General features: G+C 48.2%; 17 protein-coding genes. 5 read left to right on the forward strand and 12 right to left on the reverse strand.

The window, feature by feature from the left end; all coding sequences use genetic code 11:
- Nucleotides 1-282: 282 nt before the first annotated feature.
- Entirely contained in the window at nt 283-1,494 is a 1,212-nt protein-coding gene (punC, locus tag C9I98_RS04995; RefSeq protein WP_036830082.1) for a purine nucleoside transporter PunC, read from the reverse strand.
- A 106-nt stretch (nt 1,495-1,600) separates the two neighbouring features.
- Here punC and punR point away from each other — a divergent pair, with 106 nt between their 5' ends.
- Nucleotides 1,601-2,503 carry a DNA-binding transcriptional activator PunR gene (gene punR, locus C9I98_RS05000; protein ID WP_107271656.1) on the forward strand — a complete coding sequence of 301 codons (903 nt, stop codon included), beginning with the start codon at nt 1,601-1,603 and terminating at the stop codon, nt 2,501-2,503.
- Between the two features lie 38 nt (nt 2,504-2,541).
- On the opposite strand, the gene C9I98_RS05005 is transcribed toward punR, so the two are convergent.
- From C9I98_RS05005 to C9I98_RS05025, 5 genes are all read right to left on the reverse strand, one after another.
- On the reverse strand, nt 2,542-2,781 hold the full coding sequence (locus C9I98_RS05005; protein WP_036821405.1) for a DUF2986 domain-containing protein: 240 nt from the start codon (nt 2,779-2,781) through the stop codon (nt 2,542-2,544).
- 64 nt (nt 2,782-2,845) lie between these two features.
- Nucleotides 2,846-3,853 (reverse strand): substrate-binding domain-containing protein, encoded by a 1,008-nt coding sequence (locus tag C9I98_RS05010; protein WP_036821408.1) that lies wholly within the window; start codon nt 3,851-3,853, stop codon nt 2,846-2,848.
- Nucleotides 3,854-4,112: 259 nt separating this feature from the next.
- The gene (locus C9I98_RS05015) at nt 4,113-7,214 is read right to left on the reverse strand and encodes a beta-galactosidase (RefSeq protein WP_107271730.1); all 3,102 of its coding nucleotides are present in this window, start codon (nt 7,212-7,214) and stop codon (nt 4,113-4,115) included.
- A gap of 80 nt (nt 7,215-7,294) precedes the next feature.
- Nucleotides 7,295-8,137, reverse strand: a complete 843-nt coding sequence (locus C9I98_RS05020; RefSeq protein ID WP_036823026.1) for a MalM family protein — start codon at nt 8,135-8,137, stop codon at nt 7,295-7,297.
- Between the two features lie 65 nt (nt 8,138-8,202).
- Nucleotides 8,203-9,480: a carbohydrate porin gene (locus C9I98_RS05025; protein ID WP_036823029.1), complete on the reverse strand. Its 1,278-nt coding sequence runs from the start codon at nt 9,478-9,480 to the stop codon at nt 8,203-8,205.
- Nucleotides 9,481-10,055: 575 nt separating this feature from the next.
- Here C9I98_RS05025 and C9I98_RS05030 point away from each other — a divergent pair.
- From C9I98_RS05030 to C9I98_RS05045, 4 genes are all read left to right on the forward strand, one after another.
- Entirely contained in the window at nt 10,056-10,247 is a 192-nt protein-coding gene (locus C9I98_RS05030) for a hypothetical protein (protein ID WP_036823032.1), read from the forward strand.
- A gap of 123 nt (nt 10,248-10,370) precedes the next feature.
- Nucleotides 10,371-12,491, forward strand: coding sequence for an alpha-galactosidase (locus C9I98_RS05035; protein ID WP_173424683.1), 2,121 nt, complete (start codon nt 10,371-10,373; stop codon nt 12,489-12,491).
- Nucleotides 12,492-12,846: 355 nt separating this feature from the next.
- Nucleotides 12,847-14,214: a melibiose:sodium transporter MelB gene (gene melB, locus C9I98_RS05040; protein WP_036823038.1), complete on the forward strand. Its 1,368-nt coding sequence runs from the start codon at nt 12,847-12,849 to the stop codon at nt 14,212-14,214.
- Between the two features lie 187 nt (nt 14,215-14,401).
- Complete coding sequence (locus C9I98_RS05045; RefSeq protein ID WP_036823041.1) at nt 14,402-14,941, forward strand: peroxiredoxin-like family protein; 540 nt, start codon at nt 14,402-14,404, stop codon at nt 14,939-14,941.
- 58 nt (nt 14,942-14,999) lie between these two features.
- On the opposite strand, the gene C9I98_RS05050 is transcribed toward C9I98_RS05045, so the two are convergent.
- The 6 genes from C9I98_RS05050 to C9I98_RS05075 form a co-directional block, all read right to left on the reverse strand.
- The gene (locus C9I98_RS05050) at nt 15,000-15,614 is read right to left on the reverse strand and encodes a CDP-alcohol phosphatidyltransferase family protein (RefSeq protein WP_036823045.1); all 615 of its coding nucleotides are present in this window, start codon (nt 15,612-15,614) and stop codon (nt 15,000-15,002) included.
- Entirely contained in the window at nt 15,608-16,273 is a 666-nt protein-coding gene (locus C9I98_RS05055; protein ID WP_036823048.1) for an ATP-binding cassette domain-containing protein, read from the reverse strand. Before C9I98_RS05055 ends, C9I98_RS05050 begins: the two co-directional genes overlap by 7 nt.
- Nucleotides 16,242-17,957: an ABC transporter permease gene (locus C9I98_RS05060; RefSeq protein ID WP_107271657.1), complete on the reverse strand. Its 1,716-nt coding sequence runs from the start codon at nt 17,955-17,957 to the stop codon at nt 16,242-16,244. The genes C9I98_RS05055 and C9I98_RS05060 overlap by 32 nt, the downstream gene beginning before the upstream one ends.
- Nucleotides 17,958-18,020: 63 nt before the next feature.
- A complete protein-coding gene (locus tag C9I98_RS05065; RefSeq protein WP_107271731.1) occupies nt 18,021-19,196 on the reverse strand; it encodes an ABC transporter substrate-binding protein in 1,176 nt (391 codons plus the stop codon).
- 14 nt (nt 19,197-19,210) lie between these two features.
- Nucleotides 19,211-21,445 carry a dihydrolipoyl dehydrogenase gene (gene lpdA, locus C9I98_RS05070; RefSeq protein WP_036820290.1) on the reverse strand — a complete coding sequence of 745 codons (2,235 nt, stop codon included), beginning with the start codon at nt 21,443-21,445 and terminating at the stop codon, nt 19,211-19,213.
- A gap of 9 nt (nt 21,446-21,454) precedes the next feature.
- Complete coding sequence (locus C9I98_RS05075; RefSeq protein WP_036820293.1) at nt 21,455-22,045, reverse strand: carboxymuconolactone decarboxylase family protein; 591 nt, start codon at nt 22,043-22,045, stop codon at nt 21,455-21,457.
- Nucleotides 22,046-22,166 lie beyond the last annotated feature (121 nt).

Consider the following 22,166-nt stretch of genomic DNA (forward strand, 5'->3'; position numbering starts at 1 on the left):
TGGTATATTACCCGTAGTGAGACCTTATGCAAGAAAAATGTATAAAAAATCTATCGCGTTGCATTTTTGTTTAATGTTTGTTCGGTTTTTGGGTGGTTTTTGCGTGTAATGGCCTGATATATGGCGGTGAGGTAGTGGGATATGTAACGGATGTCGTTAGGGAGATAATTTCATGGTGAAAAGTTAAGCAATGTTACTATTGGATTTTCATAAAAAAGGCTACCCGAAGGTAGCCTAATAAGTATTCAATCATTGCCGCAAGAAGCGGTATTGTTTGGGGCTTTATGCCGCTTGGGCAACAACGTCGTTAGCTTCGTTACGTGCTTTCACAACGAATGCGTAGCCAACCAGTGCCAAGAAGCCAGTGATGAACATTGCGGTAGTCACCGTCATCAAGCCGTACAGTGCAAATGCCGATACAAGACCACTTGCCGCGAAACATACAGATGTTTGCAGGAAGTTAAGCAGGCCAGCTGCCGTAGCACTACAGTTCTTAAAGTCTTCTAACGCTTTGCTGATGATGATTGGGTAGATAGCACCGTTTGCAACCGCTAGGAAACAGAATGGTACAAGGATCGGCCAAATCGTTTTAGGTTCAGTGTTCAGCGAAATCAGGAACATGATAGTCACGCTGGCAAAGAACAGTTTTAGAATCCAAGGTAGTAGCTGCTGGCTATCAAACTTGTTCAGTAGAATACGACAACCGTAGCCGCCAACAATAAAGGCGATAGTTTGTGGCACAAAGCTCATGCCAATATCTGCGCCGGTGTAACCCATTGCCGACATGACAAAGGGTGAACCTGTTAGGTATGCAAAGAATGCAGCCGAACAAGCAGCGAAGATAATCATGTTACCCACGAATTTTTTTGAACTTAAGATTTGGCGGTAATCGCGACGTAGTTGTACGCTTAATTTCTCTTGTTTTTTATTCAAATCTGCACTTTCAGTTTCTTTTAGCGTCATAACGGCTAAAACAGCACCAAAGGCAACAAGGGAGATGAAAATACTACGCCAGCCAAAATGGTTTTCCAGTGCTGCACCTGCTAGTGGTGCCAGCGCCGGCGATAGTGCTACCAATGGCATGATGGTGGCGAAAACACGCTCAGACACTTTGCCTTCGTAACGGTCGATTACCACTGCTTGCCAGATGACAGTTGCACTACATGCGCCTAGAGCTTGTGCAAAGCGGGCTGCCAGCATCAGCTCTACGTTTGGTGCGAAAGCACACAATAGAGAGGCAACACTGAACAGGGTCATACCACCCATCAATACTTTTATACGGCCAATACGATCAGATAATGGTCCGTAGACAAGTTGGCCAAGCGCCATACCCAATAGGAAAATACTTAAAGTAAGTCCGATAAGTGATTGTGAAGTTTCAAAATCTGAACGGATAACTTCAAATGCTGGTAGGTACATGTCTGTTGCTAGGAAACCTAGCATACTTAAACATGCAAACCATAAAATGGTGATTTTTGAAGGTTGGTTATTCATAAATACTATCTACTTGCTGTTTTGCTATGCCGCCAAGTGTATAGATGGATTTAATCGCTGTGAAACGGTAAAATTTAACACATACTTTCAAAAAATTTGATGTGATATGTTTTCATACAATGATCTGCAAGTTATTGATGTTGTCGCTCGGCGGGGCAGTTTTTCTGCAGCTGCTGAAGAATTGCACAAAGTACCAAGTGCAATCAGTTACACAGTTCGTGTAATAGAAGAGCGATTAGCTGTCGAATTATTTGTTCGCTTGCATCGCCAGGTGAAATTAACACCAGCCGGTGAGTATTTTGTTGAAGAAGCGCGCGGTTTGCTTAAACAAATGGAACAGTTGCGCCAGCAAACCCAGCGAGTGGCAAATGGATGGCAGCAAAGTGTCTCGGTTGCATTAGATACCGTGGTGCGCGAAAGCCGAGTAAACACCATGGTGCGAGATTTCTATCGCCATTTTCCTGATATCGAATTGCACCTGACCATGGAAGTGTTTAATGGGGTGTGGGATGCACTTTCCGATGGTCGGGCGGATATTGCAATTGGGGCAACGGCGGCTATTCCTGTTATCGGTCAGTTTGATTACCGTGACATGGGGGTTCTCGAATGGAAGTTTGTGGTATCGCCTGAGCATCCGCTGGCTAAGTGTGATTATCCTATTCCAGCGGAGGAATTAGCCAATTACCCGGCTATTTGCCTTGAAGATACGTCCCGCGTGCTACCGAAAAGGGTCACATGGTTGATGGATAACCAACGGCGGATTATGGTACCGAATTGGCACAGTGCGATGCAGTGCCTGAAATCAGGGTTGGGGATTAGTGTGGTACCTGAACACATGGCACTACCGCGTATTGCAGCAGGGGAGTTGGTTGAGAAGACCTTGGTCCATAAGCCGGCGGTAAGCCCGTGTTGCTTGGCTTGGAATAAAGAAAGCGAGAACCCGGCTATCTCATGGCTGCTCAATTACCTTGGTGACAGTGAACAACTTCATCGAGAATGGATGCGCTAGCCACCAGGCCAGTTAAGATAGCGGGTTCTTTACATTGGCTACTTTTCTGAAGCATCGACTTGAGTTGGCTCTGCTATGGCAGACGCTTCGGCAGTTGGCTCAGTCACTTCTACTGTTCCTTCCTCGGTGTTTTCAGCCGACTGTTGTGCCGCTTCTGCTTCCATTTTGGCGCGTTCGGCTTTAGAGATGTAGCGAGGCTTATTGCTGCGGTGGAGTTTCGCGTTTTTCTTCTTCTGCTTTTTTTTCAGGATGTCGTTGATTTTCTTTTTGCGGTTCATGCGTAAACTCGTCGCTCAATAAAAGTGAGCGACGATTGTAGCGGCTTCTTAGATGAAGGCAAGTCTAATTGGCTGGGCAGTTTTGTACCGACATCCGGCGAACCAAGGTTGGCACATAAATTCGCGTATGTGGCTCAACGGGTTCCTTGGCGGCAAGTTGCAACGCTAGCTTGGCGGCTTGCTCGGCCATCAGGTGAATAGGGTAGCGCACCGTTGTCAGCTTAGGGTGGACATAGCGGGCGATTTGACCATCATCAAAACCAATGACTGAAATTTGCTCGGGAGTCTTAATGTTGTTTTCATGCAATACAGATAGGCAGCCCGCAGCCATGTAGTCGTTATACGCGGCAATGGCGGTAATAGGCAGGTTTTTCGCCAGCATGTTGGTCATCGCGTATTCACCGCCTTCCTCGACCGGCTCACCATATTCGATATAGTTGGCACTGGCTGTCAGGCCATTGTCCTCGAGGGCTTGCAAGTAGCCAGCTCGTCGGGCATCGGCATCTTCGATATCGTGGGAAGAGCAGATATAACCAATATGCTTGTGACCATGGCGGATCAGGTTTTCGGTTGCCATGTACGAGCCCCGGTGGTTATCAAGAGCAATACAACGTTCGGCAATTTCGGGGATAATCCGGTTCATCACGACCAGCCCCGGTACTTCTTTGGCGAAGTTAACCAGTTCTTCGTTGCTCAGCCCCTTGCTGTGGATCACCAGCGACTCACAGCGGCTGTTGATCAGTAGCTCGATGGCTTTACGCTCTTTGTCTGCATCATGGTAACCATTGCCTATCAGCAGCTGTTTGCCATTTTCATTGGCAACGCCATCAATGGCTTTCACCATGGCACCGAAGAAAGGCGCAGAAACATCGTTGACCAATACACCGATGGTATTGGTTGTTTTGCTAACCAGCGCCCGTGCGTTGGCATTGGGGCGGTAACCTAACTTTTCCATCGCAGCATTCACGGCGGTTATCGCCGTTTGGCTGGTATGCGGTGCTTTGTTGATCACTCGTGAAGCCGTTGCGACAGATACGCCAGCTTCTTTCGCGACATCTTTAATTGTTGCCATAGCGTCCTCTATCTCTATTGCGGCTTATTTAACAATGCTTAGCTATAGAACACAATTATTCTTGCGCTATTTTGGTTCCGGTAGGCAAATATGCTGGGTATATCACTGGTTTAGATTTACGGTTGAACATTCTTTATTCGGTGTCAATTGCGCTGAAGCTAAAAAAAGTGCCTTCAAAAGAAGGCACTAAAATGTTGCACTATGAACAAATTAACAACAACAAAAAGAACAGAAATGAACGCGATATTTGACGCGGCAGTTAACGCGGCTGCAGCGTAAGTTGATAGCGGTACGATTTATCTTTCACCAGATAAGCATCATGCACACTTGGGCTCCAAGAATCATCACCGCCGACACCCATGTGCTGGTGATCAATGCGCAGGTATAGCCTTGGCTCTTCAATCAGCTCATTGGTGTGCTTGGCGTCAGCCAGCTGCTGCTGGCTAAATCGGCTGATCCCGAAGTGGAAATCACCGGTAATTTGCAACTGGCTTGTTGCCAGCCATTGGCTGTGGCAGCGAAGGCCATTTTCTGATGGGAAAATATACGGCGTATGCAAATCATTAACGTGGAGGTTGTACTGACCAAAGCGTGCCGCTGATAGGCGATCTGGGTAGTTTTCAAATGGGCCTAGTCCGCGCCAGTCGACTGTTTGCTGCGATGGATTGAATGGCACTGTGAGCTCTAAGCCAATACGAGGCATGGGTGGCAGGTTATCAGCCAAGGTAACTTGTACATCCAATTGAAGCTCGCCGTTATTCTCTATGGTGTAGGTCCAAACAGTTGTTGCTTGAATATGGCTCTCAAAGCTATAGGCAAAGGTAGATGTTACCTGTACAGCATGCGTCAGTTGTTCAACTTGGCAGCCAATGCACTCTTGCTGCCATTGGCCTAAGCCGGCGGCATTCCAGCGGCAAATCCAAGCATTGGGGTCGATAAAGTCGGCTTCGCTAATCCCGATATCGTTATCAAGTGCAGCACGGTAGAAGTTATCGACAGGGCTACTGACGAGTTGGTTTTGCCCTTTGACCGTCCAGCAGGTCAGCAAGCCATTATGCTTATTAAATACCCACTGGTGTTGGTTGTTGCTGCTAGTCACGATAATTTCGTTGCTACCTGATGCGACTGCCGGTGCTGGTTTCGAATTTATTGTTGGGTAAGCCAAAGAAGCATGGCCCATTAGCTTAAATTGCTGCTTGCTTATAATGTGGCCCGCTTCTGACCATGGCGTTGCCTCAAGCAAAACCACATCAATATTTAAGTGGTAGACTTTGCCTGCTTGACGCTGAGTTGCCAGCATCATTGACAGGTTGGCGGTTTCGCTGGCTGCAACATCAAGCGCGATGGTACCTTGCTCGATGACCACGCCGTCTTCCAGTAGCGACCAATGCAACATTTCGTTATCGGTTGAGCGGAACAGGTTTTCATTCGTTACCGCCAAGGTGCACTGGTATTGCTCGCCGATACGCTGCTCTTCAACAAGAAATGTGTTGATCATCTGCTGACAGTATTTCACTTCCTCGATCGCCGGGTGAGTGGTGCGATCAGGGAAGATCAGGCCATTGATGCAGAATTGGCGGTCATTTACCACGTCGCCAAAGTCGCCACCATAGCCCCAGTAGTGCTGGCCATTTTCATCTTTTTTACTTAGCCCTTGGTCTACCCAATCCCAAATAAAGCCACCTTGCAGGCGAGGGTAGTCACGGAACGCTTTCCAGTACTCATCAAAACTACCTAGGCTATTACCCATAGCATGGGCATATTCGCAAAGGATCAGCGGACGTTGCTCATTAGGTAGTGATAGCCACTTTTTGATTGACCACTTAGGCACGGCCTCATCTTCAATGGTGGAATTCACGCGGGCATACATTGGACAGATGATATCCGTTGCTGTGGTATCGGCGCCGCCGCCTTCATATTGTACCGGGCGGGAAGGGTCAAAGTCTTTCGACCAAGCATACATGGCATTGTGGGTACTGCCATGGCCCGATTCGTTACCCAGTGACCAAATGATGATTGAAGGGTGGTTTTTGTCGCGCTGTACCATTTGGGTATAGCGGCTCATGTAGGCATGCGACCAGATAGGATCTGCTGACAGGCGGTTCATCGGTGTCATGCCGTGAGTTTCGATATTCGCTTCGTCACACACGTACAAGCCATACTCATCACACAGTTCGTACCAACGTGGGTGGTTCGGGTAGTGGGCGGTACGAACAGCATTAAAGTTATGCTGCTTCATCAGCTTGATGTCTTTGATCATGTCGGCTTCCGTCATCACATGCCCTAACTCCGGGTGATGTTCATGACGGTTAACCCCGCGGATTAATAACGGTTTGCCATTTAGGCAGAGCTGGTTGTCTTTGATTTCCACCTTACGGAAACCCACTTGGTAGGCTTCGCTCTCGACATGGCTGCCCTCTTCATCTAGCAGTGAAACTACGCAGCGGTATAGGTTCGGTGCTTCAGCGCTCCACTGTTTTGGCTCTCTGAGCGAAATCGAGTGGAACACTTTATCATCCCAACAGCCTTTTTCGTCGATACGGCGATTATTGGTCGTTTCGATAACCGGATCAGTGACCGCGGCATCACCCTCGAATAGTTGTACCTGAACACGGTAATTGGCTGGGGCATTGATATCCGTCACCACAGACAGGAAGCCGTCACGGTAGCAGGCGTCAAGATCCGGGGTGATGAAGACATCTTTGATACTGTGTTTGGGCTTGCTCAACAGGGTGACGTCGCGGAAGATCCCGCTTAACCACCACATATCCTGATCTTCAAGGTAGCTGCCGTCACTCCAGCGGATCACCATCACGGCAAGGGTGTTATCACCGGCCTGTACATACGGTGAAAGGTCGAATTCGGCGGGTAGGCGGCTGTCCTGGCTATAACCTACCCAGTGGCCGTTACACCAAAGATGAAATGCAGAGTTCACCCCATCGAAAATAATGCGCTTGCTTTCTTGCAACTCAGCCTCTGTTAGCGAGAAACGGGTACGGTAGCAACCTGTCGGGTTGTCACTTGGCACGTGCGGCGGGTTGACCGGGAAGGGATACTTGATGTTGGCATAGATAGCCGTGTCGTAACCATGAAGCTGCCAGTTTGACGGTACAGGCAGCGAAGCCCAAACGCTGTCATCGAACTGCGGGTCGGTAAACAGGCCCGTTACCTCTTCCGGGCAGCTAAATAGCTGAAATGCCCAGTTGCCATTTAGGCTCTTGCGTTGCTGCTGGATACCACGACGCGCATTGACTGTGCTGCGGTAGCTTGCCATTGGACTATGGGCTGGCAAGCAGTTGATCTTGACCGATTGTGGGTTTTCCCAATCGCGACGGGCGATAATGTCGGAAACAAGTGTCATTTTCATGTGCTCTTTCATATTTCTAGTACTTGTTGAGCAACGCCTGAAATCAAAGTGTTCGACGTTGCTGCGTTATTCGGTTATTTGTGCTCGGCCATTTTTTGGATGAGGTAATCTTTTGCTTCGCTATACCCATCTTGGCTGGCTTCTTCAGCGAGCAGCGCGGCATGCTTGAAGTTGTTCTCTTGTAACGCGCTATCTATTTCAGTGCGGTATTCAGCCCAAGGTTGTGACGGTATCGCAGCGGCTTGCTCTACTTGGTTGTTGGCTGAGATCTTATTGATCACAGGCCATGCTGCGCCATCAACCGTGTTGCTGGTAATTTCAATAACGCCAACTGGGGTGAGTTCCGCATACTCCTTGATCCTTAAGCTGGGGATAACAGCTTGTTTTTCTGCATAGAGTTCTTCTGGGTGAATCAAGGGTTGTTGGTGGCCAACTGCACTGTAGTCAGTCTGTATAACAATAAAGTGCGGGTGGTCTTTGGTTGATGTATCAATGACCAACCGATAATGAAGTTGCTCAAGCTTGCCAAGTGCCGCTGGTTGGTAAGTAAAATCACCTTGATTGATGGTTTTTACCGGGGAACCCGTCTCATCAAGCAGAAGGATTTTAATAGAGGCTGCTTTTTTGTAGGCAATAAAGGCCGTTACATTGATTTCTTGCGGCGAGTCTTGCTTGGCAAGGCGAAATACCTGAGTAGGGGTAGGGTGCTCAGGTGTACCTGTGAGTGCAGAGCGTCCATCAAGGGCAAAGTAATGATGCGAATCCATTTCAGTGGCTGCTTGAGTCAGCGTACCTAATTCAACACAGCAGTGATGAGTTTCGGTAATTGGCATCAGTTCAGTGCTTGAAGGTGTACTACACCCCGAAAGCGAGGCAAGCAGTGAAATTGCAAGTAACGTCTGTTTTAGCTTGAGCATATTATTTTCCTAGCCGTTAAACTTTTTACCCAATAAGGGCCAGCACGAGGCTGACCCATCAGGAATTACCACCAAGTTTCCATGTTGAAACCGAAGGTGAACTCCTCAACATTGCGGGAGCCAACGCTAACGGGCTCACCGTAATCCTTGTTGCCGTTACGTTCGTATTCTTGACCCTTGTCTGACCACGTTGCGAATAAGCGCAGGCTTGGACGCGCCCATGTGCCTTTGCCTGCTTGGAAAGTCTGGGCTAGGGTGATCTTGAACAGATCATTGTTACCCGCCCCGTTTTGGGCTTCGACATTCTCATAACCGACTTCAAGCGCAGTCGACATGAACTCGTTCCATGCGTACTGTGGACGAGCCGCCACACTTAGCCACTTGTCACCGTAGTCGTTGTCCAAGTTCTTATCTTGGTATGCCAATGAGTACATCACCTGGAAATCTTCACTTAGGTTAAGGTCGCCTGAGTTGAAGAAACGCCAGCTGTAGCCATCGTGCTCGAGGCCGGTGCTGTACTTACGTGATGTACCGCCTTCAGCACTCATCAAGCCACCCGCAAGGCCGTCAGTACCGTACTGGAAGGCAAAAGAGTTTGAACCGTACTGCCAAGCCTGTCGGTACAGGGTCGATAGCATGGCACCCGATGTGGTGACATCCTTATCACCGTGATCACTGTTGTTTTCAAAAATGTAGTTGATACCAATGGTAAAATCAGCAGTGTCACTTATGACGATATCGCTCAGGCGAACATCGATATTATGCAGGGTACGGCCACCGTCATTGGTTGCATCGGTTTCGTCGGTATAGCTCGAATTCGGTGCCATCCAAGCAAAGTGGGCATTAGCAAAACCCAGATCCCAGTCCTCGATACCGATACCGGTACTAGAGGTATCCCAGTACTTGATATCGATCATATGAACTTCGTGACGGCGGTAGAAACGCTCACCTACCCATACTTTGGCATTAGGTTGACTCGCAAAGATGTTATGGCCGGCAGACCAGAACTGAATGGTCGATACGTCGCCCCACTTGTCGCCACTACCCAGCATCAGGGTGGTATCGAATACGGCGTCACCGCTTTTCCAAACGTCTGCTTTAACGGCAGCTTCCCACCAGTTCATCTCGTTACCTAGTCGGAAGTTACCGTAGCCGTGATCGGCGCGAATCACATCGTTACGTTCACCTTTACCATTGTTATGGGCATCGTTGTCGGTAAAAATTGTTCCCCACTTGCCGTAACCCGAATACACCACGTTTTCTACCGTTGCGCCTGCTAGTGCGATGGCTGGACTCAGCGCTAGGGCAATGCCTACTGCTTTGGTTAGCATCTTGTACTTCATGAAAGATCTCCAATTATTTTTTATTTTTGGGTCCTAACTCGGCGCTGAGTGTAAGGTTAATCTGGAAGCGTTTTCATGATGTATGTGGCATTTTAGCAGTGGATCGTCATGTTTATCCAGTAATTGTGCGTTTGATCACGAGGTAATAGCTTATTTTGGTGGTTTTGTGAGCATATATAGACGTGATTTGTTGGGTGGGTCTGGAATCGTTTCCTGATGGTGGCTGTGCTTTAATCAAATGAAGCAGATAGAAGAAACCCGAAGCAAATAGACTTCGGGTTGTAGAGGAAGGAAACTGGGTTTGCCCAAACTGACCGGAAACCGACTCGTTATGGTCAAGCCTCTAAAGTAAGGATATTTGAGTTAGGACCCTACTGAAGACGTTTCATTTTAGATCTCAAAAACCTAAGAATACGTAGTGATACCAAGCACTTCAAGCATAATAACGGGCTTTATGTGCTATCTGATGCGTTTTAAATCAAATGCTTGCTATAAGTGTTTGTTTTTACGACGTTGTCTATTGCTAGATTACTACCTAAACTTACTAGGAAAGTAGCCAATTCCGAGGTGTTACGATGAAAATGTTAGCAGTGAGTGTTGTATTGGCGGTGTTTACTGTTCCCGTGTTTGCCGGCGGTGGTGGTGCTGGTGGCGTGCCTAGCGTTCCCTGCGTGATAGATGGCAAGTTAATTCATAAGCATATGCTGATCACTGAGTGCAATAAACTCAAACAGCAAGCCAAGAAGGCTTCAGAGCAAAGTAAATGATGAACAACGGCAAAAGAGTGATTTAGATCTGTAAACGTTTCCAGAAAGTTCGGGCTTGCTCACAGAAAGATTTGCTTAACAGTTTAATATGCTGCACAAAAATTTGTGTTAGGCGGATAAATCATGAACGAAAAGCAAGTTATTGCCTTGAGTGGACAGCACTCTCAGCTACTAATCAAAGTGGGTGAAGCCCCGGAAATCTGTTACTGGGGCAAACCAGTATCAGGTGATGTTTCTCAATTTATCAATGCCTTATCAAGACCTGTACCGTATGGTCGGCTGGACAAGGACGTACCAATGACCTTGAGCCCTGAATTAGCTCGAGGCTTGTTCAGTAGCCCGGGGCTTGAAGGGCACCGTGATGGAAAAGATTGGGCGCCGGCTTTTGCGGTGATTGATATCGACCAATGTGCTGATAACGGCCTAGCCCTTACCGCTGAAGATACAGTTGCTGGCTTGCGTCTCGTTACAGAGCTTAATTTAGATCAGCATGATGTGGTAAAAGTGCGCCATACACTAATAAATACCAAAGCCGGGGTTTACCAAGTAAACCGTTTTGCCAATACGCTTCCTTTACCGGAGCGTGCCAATGAGCTGATGACTTACTATGGTCGTTGGGTTCATGAATTTCAAACCGTTCGCCAAGCCTTACCGCAAGGCGGGTATCAGCAAGAAAACCGCCGTGGTCGTACTTCCCATGAACATTACCCAGCATTGGTTGCCGGTACGACTCACTTTGGTGAGCAGCAAGGTGAAGTGTGGGGATTCCATTTCGCTTGGAGTGGCAACCACCGTTTGCGGGTTGATGTAAAGGCGGATGGTCGCCGGTTTATGCAGGCGGAAGCGATTTACCTGCCGGGTGAAATTGCATTGGCTGAAGGGGAAAGCCTGTCCACGCCTTGGTTGTACGCGAGCTACAGTGCTGATGGCCTAAATGGTATGAGCCACCATTTCCACCAACATGTTCGCCACTCGATTTTGACCAATGAGATGAAGGCGAAAACACGCCCAATCCATTTGAATACATGGGAAGGCATCTATTTTGATCACGATCCCGCTTATATCGAGCAAATGGCCAGCCAAGCCGCCGAGATGGGTGTTGAGCGATTCATTATTGATGATGGTTGGTTCAAGGGGCGCAATGGTGACAAGGCGGCATTGGGGGATTGGTTCCTCGATGAGTCGAAATACCCGAATGGACTTGCGCCAATCATTGAGCATGTCAACAAATTGGGTATGGAGTTCGGGCTTTGGTTTGAGCCTGAAATGATCAACAAAGACTCGGATTTGTATCGCTCTCACCCTGAATGGCTGTTGGCAGTGGAAGGGTATGAACAGCCAACGGGACGAAACCAGTATGCGCTAGATCTTTCAAACCACGATGCTTTCGAGTTCGTGCTGGCTCGTCTTGATCACTTTCTGAGTCATTACAATATTGCCTATATCAAGTGGGACATGAACCGCGAGATTGTCCAGCCGGGCCACCAAGGCAAAGCTTCGGGTCACCAACAGGTTGAGTTGTATTACCAGCTAGTTGATAAGCTAAGAGCCAAGCACCCTCTGGTGGAAATTGAATCTTGTGCGGCCGGTGGTGGGCGTATTGATTTTGAAGTGTTAAAACGCACTCACCGCTTTTGGGCTTCAGACAATAACGATGCGTTGGAACGCCAACAAATACAGCGGGGAATGAGCTACTTCTTCCCACCAGAAGTGATGGGCAGCCATATTGGAGCGAGCCATTGTCACAGTACCCGACGTCGCCATTCCATTAATTTCCGCGGCCTTACTGCCTTGTTTGGCCATATGGGGATTGAGCTTGATCCGGTTAGAGAATGCGATGAGGAAAAGCAAGGTTTTGAAAAGTATATTCAGCTACATAAGTCTTTAAGAGAGTTGCTTCATACCGGTAAAACGTTGAGGCTGCCTGCTGATGATCCGGCCCATTTAATCCATGCCGTCGTGGCCGACGATCAATCGCAAGCTGTGGTGATGGTGGCGCAGCTGGCTATGCCAACGAATTCGTTGAGCGGCACATTACGTTTAGTGGGGCTTAACCCTGATGCCAACTACCAGATTAGCTTGGTTGATCAACCGAATAATTTCTTTGAGGGGATTGTTAGTTGCCAACCGGCTTGGTGCTATGAGGGAATTCACTTGTCGGGAGAATGGTGTGATAGCGTTGGGTTGGCAATGCCTATTATGGATGCTGAGAGCGCGATTTTGATCAAGCTCGAACAAATCTAGCGTCTGCTGATTAAGCCAATCCCAGGCAGGATCATTAAAATTCTATCAAAGCCAGTTATGGAGACATGACTGGCTTTTCTTATTTTGCCGATATCGTTTCCAAAGGTCTTTGCGTATTTTATCGACATGAATTGGCTTTATTTCATTATTTTTCATGCTTTCAAGGGATTAAAACAAGCTTTAGATCTCATTTTTAAAACCGGTCTGGAAACGTTTCCAGTATATGGTCATTGATCACAGTACCTCTGGGGCGAGATCTTTACTATTACCTCGGACTCAAAAACCACATATATAAAAAAGGCTAGCAGCTTTGTTTTTAGTTAGGGAAAATAGGGCTGCCCCTTAAGGATAAAAAATGTCTGATAAAATTACTTTACAAACCAAGCTATCTTACGGCCTCGGTGCTTTGGGTAAGGACTTTGCCTGTGCGCCGATCTACATCTTCTTGATGTTCTACTTCACGGATGTAGCAGGATTGTCGGCAGCATTCGTGGGTACTATCTTTCTAGTGGCGCGTATTTTTGATGCGATCACCGACCCTATGATGGGGGTTATTGTTGATAACACCCGCTCTAAAATGGGTAAGTTCCGTCCTTGGATCGTTATCGGTACCATCTTGAACGCCGTCGTGCTGATTGCCCTGTTCAGCACCCACATGTTTGAGGGAACAACCCTATACGTTTATGCGGCAGCGGCGTACATTCTTTGGGGTTTGACCTATACCATTATGGATATTCCGTACTGGTCAATGATTCCAGCATTATCCAGTGAACGTGCTGAACGTGAAAAGTTGGTGGTTTGGCCTCGTTTGTTTGCTAGCCTGGCATGGTTTATTACGGGTACCTATGGTCTGCATATTGTTGGCAAGCTTGGTGACGGTAACCAAGGTGACGGCTTCTTCAATGTTGCGGTACTGATTGCGGTGCTATTCATCTTGAGCGCATTCTTGATTGCACGTAACGTGAAAGAGAAAACAACCCCAGCGACGGCTGCTGCTGAAAAATTCAGCTTTAAAGACGTGCTGGTGATCATCGGCAAGAACGACCAGCTGAAAGCATTAATCGGTACAGTATTGTCATTCCAGATAGCCAACCTGCTGGTTGGTGGCTTTGCGATTTACTATTTCTCATACGCTATTGGCAACCCAGAGCTATTCCCTGTGTATATGATGGTGGCAGGTTCAGCTGAGGTGGCCGGTGTTTTCTTATTCCCTAAAATCGCAGACAAGCTACCACGCAAGAACCTATGGCTCATGGCATGTGGCTTCCCAATTCTGTCATGTGTCGCGCTATTGGCGATGGCTGTCTTTATGCCGGGTAATACGCTGCTGATTGGTTTTGCTGGTGCGGCTATCAAGTTTGGTGTGGGTATTGCTAACGCACTGCAGACTGTGATGCTAGCAGACGTTGTTGACTACGGTGAGTACAAAACTGGCCGCCGAAGCGAAAGTGTTATCTTCTCTGTACAGACGATGCTGGTGAAATTTGCTGGTGCCGCTGGTGGCTTTATCGTGGGTGTTGGCCTGTCTGTTATCGGTTACGTACCTAATGTCGAACAGTCTGAAAGCACAATTATGGGCTTGCAGTTCTTGATGGTGGGTGTACCGGCAGTCTTGATGGCAATTAGCGGCATTGTTTACAAGCGTTACTACCGCCTACATGAAGGCTTCAATAAAGAAGAAGCACAGGCGATGGAAGGCGAAGCAGCAATGGCAAACGCTTAAGCTGAAATAACAATAAGAAACTAAACCAGATCAACAGCTATCACGTTTAATCGAGGTAGCTGTTTTTTTATGTAATTTAGTCAGAGTTAGTATCGAGGTTACTAAAAGGTAACTGCTTGAAAGTTATCAATTGTGTTACCACAATGAATAGTTGAAGAATTCAGTAGACAACAGTGATGGTGATGATATGCCTTATTCAAACAAGCTCAAAGCAGGGGACGCATTTCCTGCAATGGATGCAACTTTACTCGATGGCTCGAAAGTGACGTTAGGTAAGCCAGCTGGTGGAGCAACTTGGCAGGCGGTTTTTGTCTATCGGGGCAAGCATTGCCCGCTGTGCACTAAATACCTCAATGAACTTGAAAGTTACAAACAAGCATTTGCCGATGCGGGTGTCGATATTCTTGCTGTTTCCGGCGACTCGGAAGAGCAGCTCATCGCACACCTTACCCAGTTGGAAATCAGTTTCCCGATTGCATATGGGTTGACTGAGGAGCAAATGAAAACCCTGGGTGTGTATATTTCATTACCTCGCTCGGCGCAGGAGACCGATCATAACTTTGCAGAGCCGGGTCTTTTTGTGGTGAATGAGCAGGGTAACTTGCATGTGGTCGATATTTCAAACAATCCGTTTGTTCGGCCTGAGCTTGGGGCGTTAAGCCGAGGCTTGGCGTGGATCCGCAATCCTGATAACAATTACCCTATTCGTGGTACCTTGGATTATTGATTTTAGCCAGCCGAATGGGCTGGCTTTGAGATCAAGTTTTCGGGTGAGTGGGGGGAGGTTACGTGTCAGATTTCAGCGTATTGTAACCGGCCCAAATTCGGGTCGTGGTGGTGATCCAGCACAGTGTGCCGAACACCCAAGCAATCGTCGCGAAATGCTGGGGGAATAGGCAAAACAACACGAAACAGGCGATGGTTTCTGTCCCTTCGGTTAGGCCGCCAATGTAATACAGTGATTTTTGCTTGTATATCGGGCTTTCGATGTTGCGCTTGCCTGCCATGATGGCAAAGCTAAGAAAGCTTGAGCCAGTCCCGATAAAAGAGAAAATCAAAAAAGCTCCCGCTACCGCATTGGCTTCAGGGTTAGCGAGCACAAAGCCAAAAGGCACCAGTGAATAAAATAGAAAATCCAATGTGATATCTAAGAACCCACCGCAATCGGTAATACCTTGGCGCCGTGCGATGGCGCCATCAAGCCCATCGAAAATCCGATTTAAAATAATGAATGCTAACGCCCAGTCGTAGCGTTCTAGTATCAGGGCGGGGAGGGTGAGCAAACCTAAAAAGAAGCCAAATAGGGTCACTTGGTTTGCAGTGATACCCAGTTTGTCAGGAAGGGCTGAAAGGGTAGTGAGTGGCCACTTAATCACTTTAATAGCGTAACGGTCTAGCATGATTCGGCCTCTTGGTGTTGCGCGGCGTTGTGCCAAGGCCAGCGCATCACGCGACCATTGGGTGGTATATCGTCATCATCATGAGTGACCATGAGTGCCGGAATTTTCCTTTGGGCGATTTGCTCGAAGACAAATTCACGAAACTCTTGCCTTAAAGCCTTGTCCAGTTTGCTAAAAGGCTCATCTAGCAGCACAGCTTTGGGTTCAGATAGCAGCATTCTCATTAGGCTAATTCGGGCTCGCTGCCCGCCAGATACTTCGTTGGGCATTTTATCTGCGAGTGCCGAGAGCCCTAACGCGGCGAGGGTTTGGTTAGCCTTAGTAATACGCAATTTGTGGTCATGGCTTTTGGGGATACCAAAAATTAAGTTCTCGCGAATAGTCAGGTGCGGAAATAGCAAATCATCTTGAAAAACAATACCGATATTGCGCTGGTCAGGGGTTAGGCTCAGCACATCACGTTGCTCGAGTTGAACCGTGCCTTGAAAATTAAATGCTGCGGACAAGTGACCCGCAATCACACTTAGCAAGGTTGATTTACCACAACCGCTTGGTCCCATGAGGGCAACAACCTCGCCGGGTTGAATTGTAAAACTGACTGGCGCAAATAACGGTTGCGCTTGGTTATTAATAGTCAGGTTTTCCACAGATAATGTCATCCGTGTTGGTACTCCGTTGTTGAGCTGATGGTTTTCTTGAGTGAAAACGACTTGAAAAATGGCTTGCTGTAAGCCCAATGCTGAAGACGACAAAAGGCAATAAGCCTTGGAGCAGGCCATATATGGCGGTGACTCGTCGGTCTTGCCCACTTGCAAGCGCTACCGCTTCAGTGGTTATTGTTGATATACGACCAGCCCCTAACATTTGAGTGGGCAAATACTGGGCAAGGCTCACGCTTAACCCGATAGTTAAAGCCATCCAAATTGCAGGCATCACCATTGGGCGTTTTACCTGCCACCAAGTTTGCCATGCGGTGAGCCCAAGGCTTCGTGCGCATTGATCTAATCGACTATCGTAACTTCGCCATGGGCCGTCTAAAGCCAGATAGATATAGGGGAAGGCGAAGAAGGTATGGCTCCATATCACCCACAGGACGAATTGCTGGTTGGCAAGCCAGTAAGTACTGATCTGGATACCGAAAAGCAGTGAGAGCTGCGGTGCAACAAGCGGAATGGCAATACACCATAATGGGAGGCCCCTTAGGTACTTGTTGCGATATTCGAGACAGAAAATAGCCATGACCAACGCGACAGCGCAACTGAGTAGGGCTAGCATCATGCTATTACCAATGAGCTCAACAAGCGGGGTTAACTCTTGTTGCCAAAATCTGAAGCTATAACGGGTTGGTAATAGGTCGGGGAAGCGCCAGCGTTGGGCAAACGACCAAATAACAAGTAGCGGGAGCAACATAAAGGGCAATAGCGTCACAAGTGTGAGCAAGCTACCGCTTATTTTGCTTTTTACTGAGTTTCGCAATGTAGCCGCGCCGGTAATTTGCCATTGACGACATTGCTTCAGACCCAGCCATTCCAACGTCCGGAAAACCAATAAGCCAAAGGCCGTGGTGGTAAGTAGTAGTAATGCTCCAACAGCTGCCCTTGGCATCAAGGCCAAGTCCGGATCATTAAACCATTGCCACACAAGCACCGAGAGGGTGGTTGGACGGCTAGGGCCAAGGATTAGGGCAACATCGACAACGGAAATACCATACGCAGCCACGGCAAACAGCGGCAACCTGATCTTTGGCAGCCACTGCGGCAAGATGACCTTTAGCCATGCCTGCTTGTTGTCATAGCCCAACCCATTGGCAACGGCGAGTTGTTTATGGACGTTAAGTTGCTGCAAGACGGAAATGCTCATGATGAGCAAGAAGGGTATCTCTTTGATGGCAAGCGCAAGTAGGAGCCCAATACCATACGGGTCTTGAATTAGGCTATAGCTACCAGCAGTATTAACCCCTAGGGCTTCAAAGCCACGATACAGCCAGCCAGATGGTGCTAAGAGAAAGCTAAAGCCAATGGCAAAGGCCACATGAGGCATCGCGAGCATAGGGCTTAGGGCGTATTCAATTTTTTGCCAACGAGGATTAAGCCAGAAGCGCCTTAAAATCAAAAAAGTCGCGACCAGCGCCAACAAGCTGCTCCCCATGCCGGTGAACAAGCTCAATAGCACCGATTGCACTAAGTTCGGCCAATCAGCCACTGTGGCAAAGGCGCCAAGATGAGGCGTGACGTAGCCCAGTGGTGGTAGCCACGATACAGCAGGTAGCAGGATCCCCAGTACCCCAGGGATTAATGGGGTAATAAATACGATGAGAACCAGCAGGTAGGCTAAATGAATCATAAAGATCAACAGACCCTAAAAATCAAAATAAGAAAGCTGCCATAGAGGCAGCTTTCCAAAGGGTTAGCTACCGTAGCGTTTTTGCCATTCAATCTCAATGGCCGTCAGCCAGCTGGGGTGCGGCTCGGCAATGGATTTGAATAAGGTAAACGCTTGCCCGCCATGACGCTTTAATGCCTCTGGCGTTAATACAGATGGATCACCCCAAATGGTCGAGTCAGCTTTACGTGCCTGCGCCTCAGGGCTCATTAAAAAGTTAATGGTAACCAGTGCCCCGGCTTTGGCATTGGCATTCCATGGCACGGCCAGAAAGTGAATGTTTGACAAGGCACCCTGTTGAAAGGCGTAAGTTTGCGCAGTTTCAACCAGATTGCCATTTTCGATAGCCGCGTTTGCTGCATTGGGATTAAAAGTGATCGCCAATAGCAGCTGCTGATCATCTAGCAATTGGATGGTCTCACTGGTTCCCGAAGGAAAGCGAAGCCCTTGCTGCCATGCTACCGGGTGGAGCTGATCCAGATAGCGCCATAGCGGTGCCGTAACGCTGTCAAATTTCTCGCGTTCAACCTTGCTATCAATTGGCTCGTAGAGGGCGCTGTTGTCATTACTGAGTTCAATTAGCGCAGCCTTTAAGAAGCTACTGCCGTGAAACTCAGGGGGTTGAGGATAAGTTACTTTGCCTGGAAATGCTTGTGCCAGGCTCAACAGCTCAGCAAAGTTCTGCGGTGGGTTGTTGAGTGTTTGCTTGTCATGGATAAACACCAACTGACCCACGCCCCAAGGCGCTTCTAGCCCCTCAGTCGGTTCTGTAAAGTCTTTGTCGATTGGTAAGCTGGTATCCACATATTCCCAGCTTGGCAGTTGGTTGGTAAACGGCCCGTAAAGCAAATCGTTGTGTTTGAGCGAATGGAAATTCTCGCCGTTGACCCAGAGTAAGTCGACGCTGCCTTTTTTATCCACTCCTGCCGCTTTCTCGGCAAGCAGGCGTTGAGTTGTCTCGGCGATATCAGCGACTTTAACGTGCTTGAGGTTCACGCCATATTGCGCTTTAAGCTGGCGGCCTGCCCAACGAAGATAGTCGTTGATCTCTTGGCTGCCACCCCACGCGTTGAAGTAGACGGTTTGGCCTTCTGCTTCAGCGAGGGTTTTCTGCCATTGAGCCTGAGCCGTTTCAGTGGCCGTTGCTGGAGCCAGACTAGTGGTTAGCGCAAGCGCTAACCCTAGAAGTGTTTTTTTCATTGTATTCAACATCCCTATTTTTCTTTCAATGCACTTTCGACCGGTGCCTTGGCATCGGATTCTGGCAAGGCATTTTTGCTATTTTGTTTTTTTTTCCCTTCACGCATCCAAGTATGGTACTTCTCTGCCAATGCCAACAACCCTTGCGGCGCATTAGCTTGTTTCCAGACCCCTGCCGTGTACTTGGTTGCTTCACTCATGGTTGGGTATGGGTGAACAGTACCAAGGATTTTGTTCAGCCCCAAGCCATGCCTCATCGCAAGGGTGAACTCGGCCAATAATTCACCGGCGTTATAGCCGACAATAGTAACACCAAGAATCTTGTCTTTGCCTTTTGGTGTGATGACTTTGATAAAACCGTGATCTTCACCGTCGGTAATCGCGCGATCAAGGTCGTCGATGCCATAACTGGTCACATCAAATTCGATGCCCTGTTGCTGTGCCTCTTTTTCGTTAATACCAACCCTAGCGACTTCAGGGGAAGTGTAGGTAGCAGCCGGAAGCACAGAGTAATCGGCTTTGAACTTCTTGATACTGCCAAATAAACCATTCACAGCGGCATACCATGCTTGGTGGGCGGCGGCATGGGTTAATTGGAATGGGCCGGCAACATCACCTACCGCGTAGATATTAGGGTATTTTGTTTGGAGGTACTCATTGACTTCCACGGTGCCTCGCTCGGTGGTGGTGATCCCCAGCTCTTCAAGGCCAAAACCTTGTACATTCGCCACTCGGCCTAGGGCAAGCATAACAACGTCAAATTCAACGCTGATCTCGGTGCCTTGCGACGTTTCAAGGAAGACACGCTGGACGGTGTTGCCTGATTCATCGGTTGCCGATTCAAAGCGTGAAGCGCGGTGGCTGGTCATTAACGATACGCCGTCTTTGACTAGCTGGTTCTTCACCAATTCTGACGCATCGCTGTCTTCACGAATAAGTACTTGATCAGCCATTTCTACCAAGGTGACTTCGGTTCCTAAGCGGCAGAAGCTTTGCGCCAGTTCACAGCCGATAGGGCCACCGCCAAGCACCAACATACGTTTCGGCTGTTCTTCAAGCTGCCAGATAGTATCTGACGTCAGGTAGTTTACTGCCTCTAATCCAGGGATCCCCGGTACTAGCGGCCTCGCACCGGTGGCAATAACAATATTTCGGGTGGTCATGCGCTGGCCGTTTACTTCAACCTCCCAAGGAGACAGGATGGTTGCTTCACCACTGATACAGTTAACACCCAGTTTCGAATAACGTTCCACAGAGTCATGGGGTTCTATTTTGGCAATCACGTTGTGAATACGTGACATCACTTGTTTGAAGTCGACTTTTGTTTCACCGGTGGAAATACCAAACTCATTGGCTCGGGAGATTTCAGCCATGGTATGGGCAGCACGGATGATGGCCTTTGACGGCACGCAGCCGGTATTGAGGCAATCCCCACCCATTTTGTGGCGCTCAATTAAGGTCACTTTCGCTTTAACAGCTGCGGCAATGTAAGAGCTAACTAAACCGCCTGCGCCAGCACCGATCACAACCATGTTCTGGTCAAACTGGGTTGGCTTCTCCCATTGGGCGTATACGCGGCGCTTTTGGATCACTCCCATCACCGCTTTGGCAATCAGAGGGAAAATACCCAATAGTGCTAGCGAAATGAGTACAGGGGCAGAAACAATACCGCTTAGGGTATCAATCTGGCCGAGTTGGGTACCCGCATTGATGTAAACCATGGTGCCAGCCAGCATACCGACCTGGCTGACAAGGTAGAACATCTTGGTACTAATCGGGGTTAGGCCCATTAGCAAATTAACCAAGAAGAATGGGAACACCGGGATCAAACGCAGGGTAAATAGGTAGAAAGGCCCATCGCGTTCGATACCCGCATTAATTGGAGCTAGGCGATGGCCGAATTTACCCTGTACCCAGTCTCGTAGGATAAAGCGGCTGAATAGAAACGCCAATGTTGCACCTATGGTGCTGGCAAAGGAGATAAGCACCAAGCTCCACCAAAAACCGAATAGGGCGGCGCCTAATAGGGTCATGATGGCGGCACCCGGCAAGGACAGCGCCGTGACAATGACATAGATGGCAAAGAACACAATGCTAGAAAACATAGGGCTAGTGTTAATCGTTTCTTGCAGCGCCTGTTGTTGGGCTTTGGCATATTCAAGCGTGAAGAATTGGCCTAGGTCGAAGGCGAACCACAGCCCTATCAGGCTGAGTACAGCACCCAGTATAATGATTTTTTTCTTATCCATAATGTGCTCCTAGTTTTCTTCCTTTGATACAGAAGGTGCTTTCGTTGCCACCGTATCTGGCTGGATAGGTAGAGAGCAAAACCCTTGCTCAGGGACATCAAGTGCGGTGTTGAATTTTGCCGATAGGTTTTGGAATGAGACCAGTGCAGTCAGTTCAACAATGGTGTCTTCGCTATACCATTGCTTCAGCTCAGCTAGCATGGTTTCGGTCACGCGTTGGCCTGTTATGGTCATTGCCTCTACGTAGCGAAGCACAGCTTGTTCCTGAGCATCAAATAGCTCACTATGCTGCCAGTTTGCCAATGCTTTAATTTTGTCTTCAGAGTCACACCGTTCAGCGAGCTTCATCCCGTTGGCGTCGACACAGAATGCACAGTCATTGAGTTGCGAGACCCTGACACAGACTAATGAGCGCATCACCGGTGATAGTGGTGATGAACGGCGGTCTAGATAACCAAAAAAGCTGGCAACCAACCAAAACAGGGGAGGCTTACGTCCCCATAGTAAAGCGGGATTAAGGACTTTTCCGAAGTGACGGCGTTGCAGCCATAATAATGGCCGAATGGTTATCGAGTATTTTTCTTTGCTGGAAATGCGCACATTCACCTCTATGCTAACTTTGCTCTTATGCTACAAGGATAATATTGAGTAATCATTACTCAAAATATCAATTGGATATGAGACAAAGACCCAGTATAGAGATAATAAATTTCAACTATTT

Origin of the sequence: Photobacterium sanctipauli, assembly GCF_003026495.1 — a bacterium.
Classification (GTDB): Bacteria; Pseudomonadota; Gammaproteobacteria; order Enterobacterales; family Vibrionaceae; genus Photobacterium; species Photobacterium sanctipauli.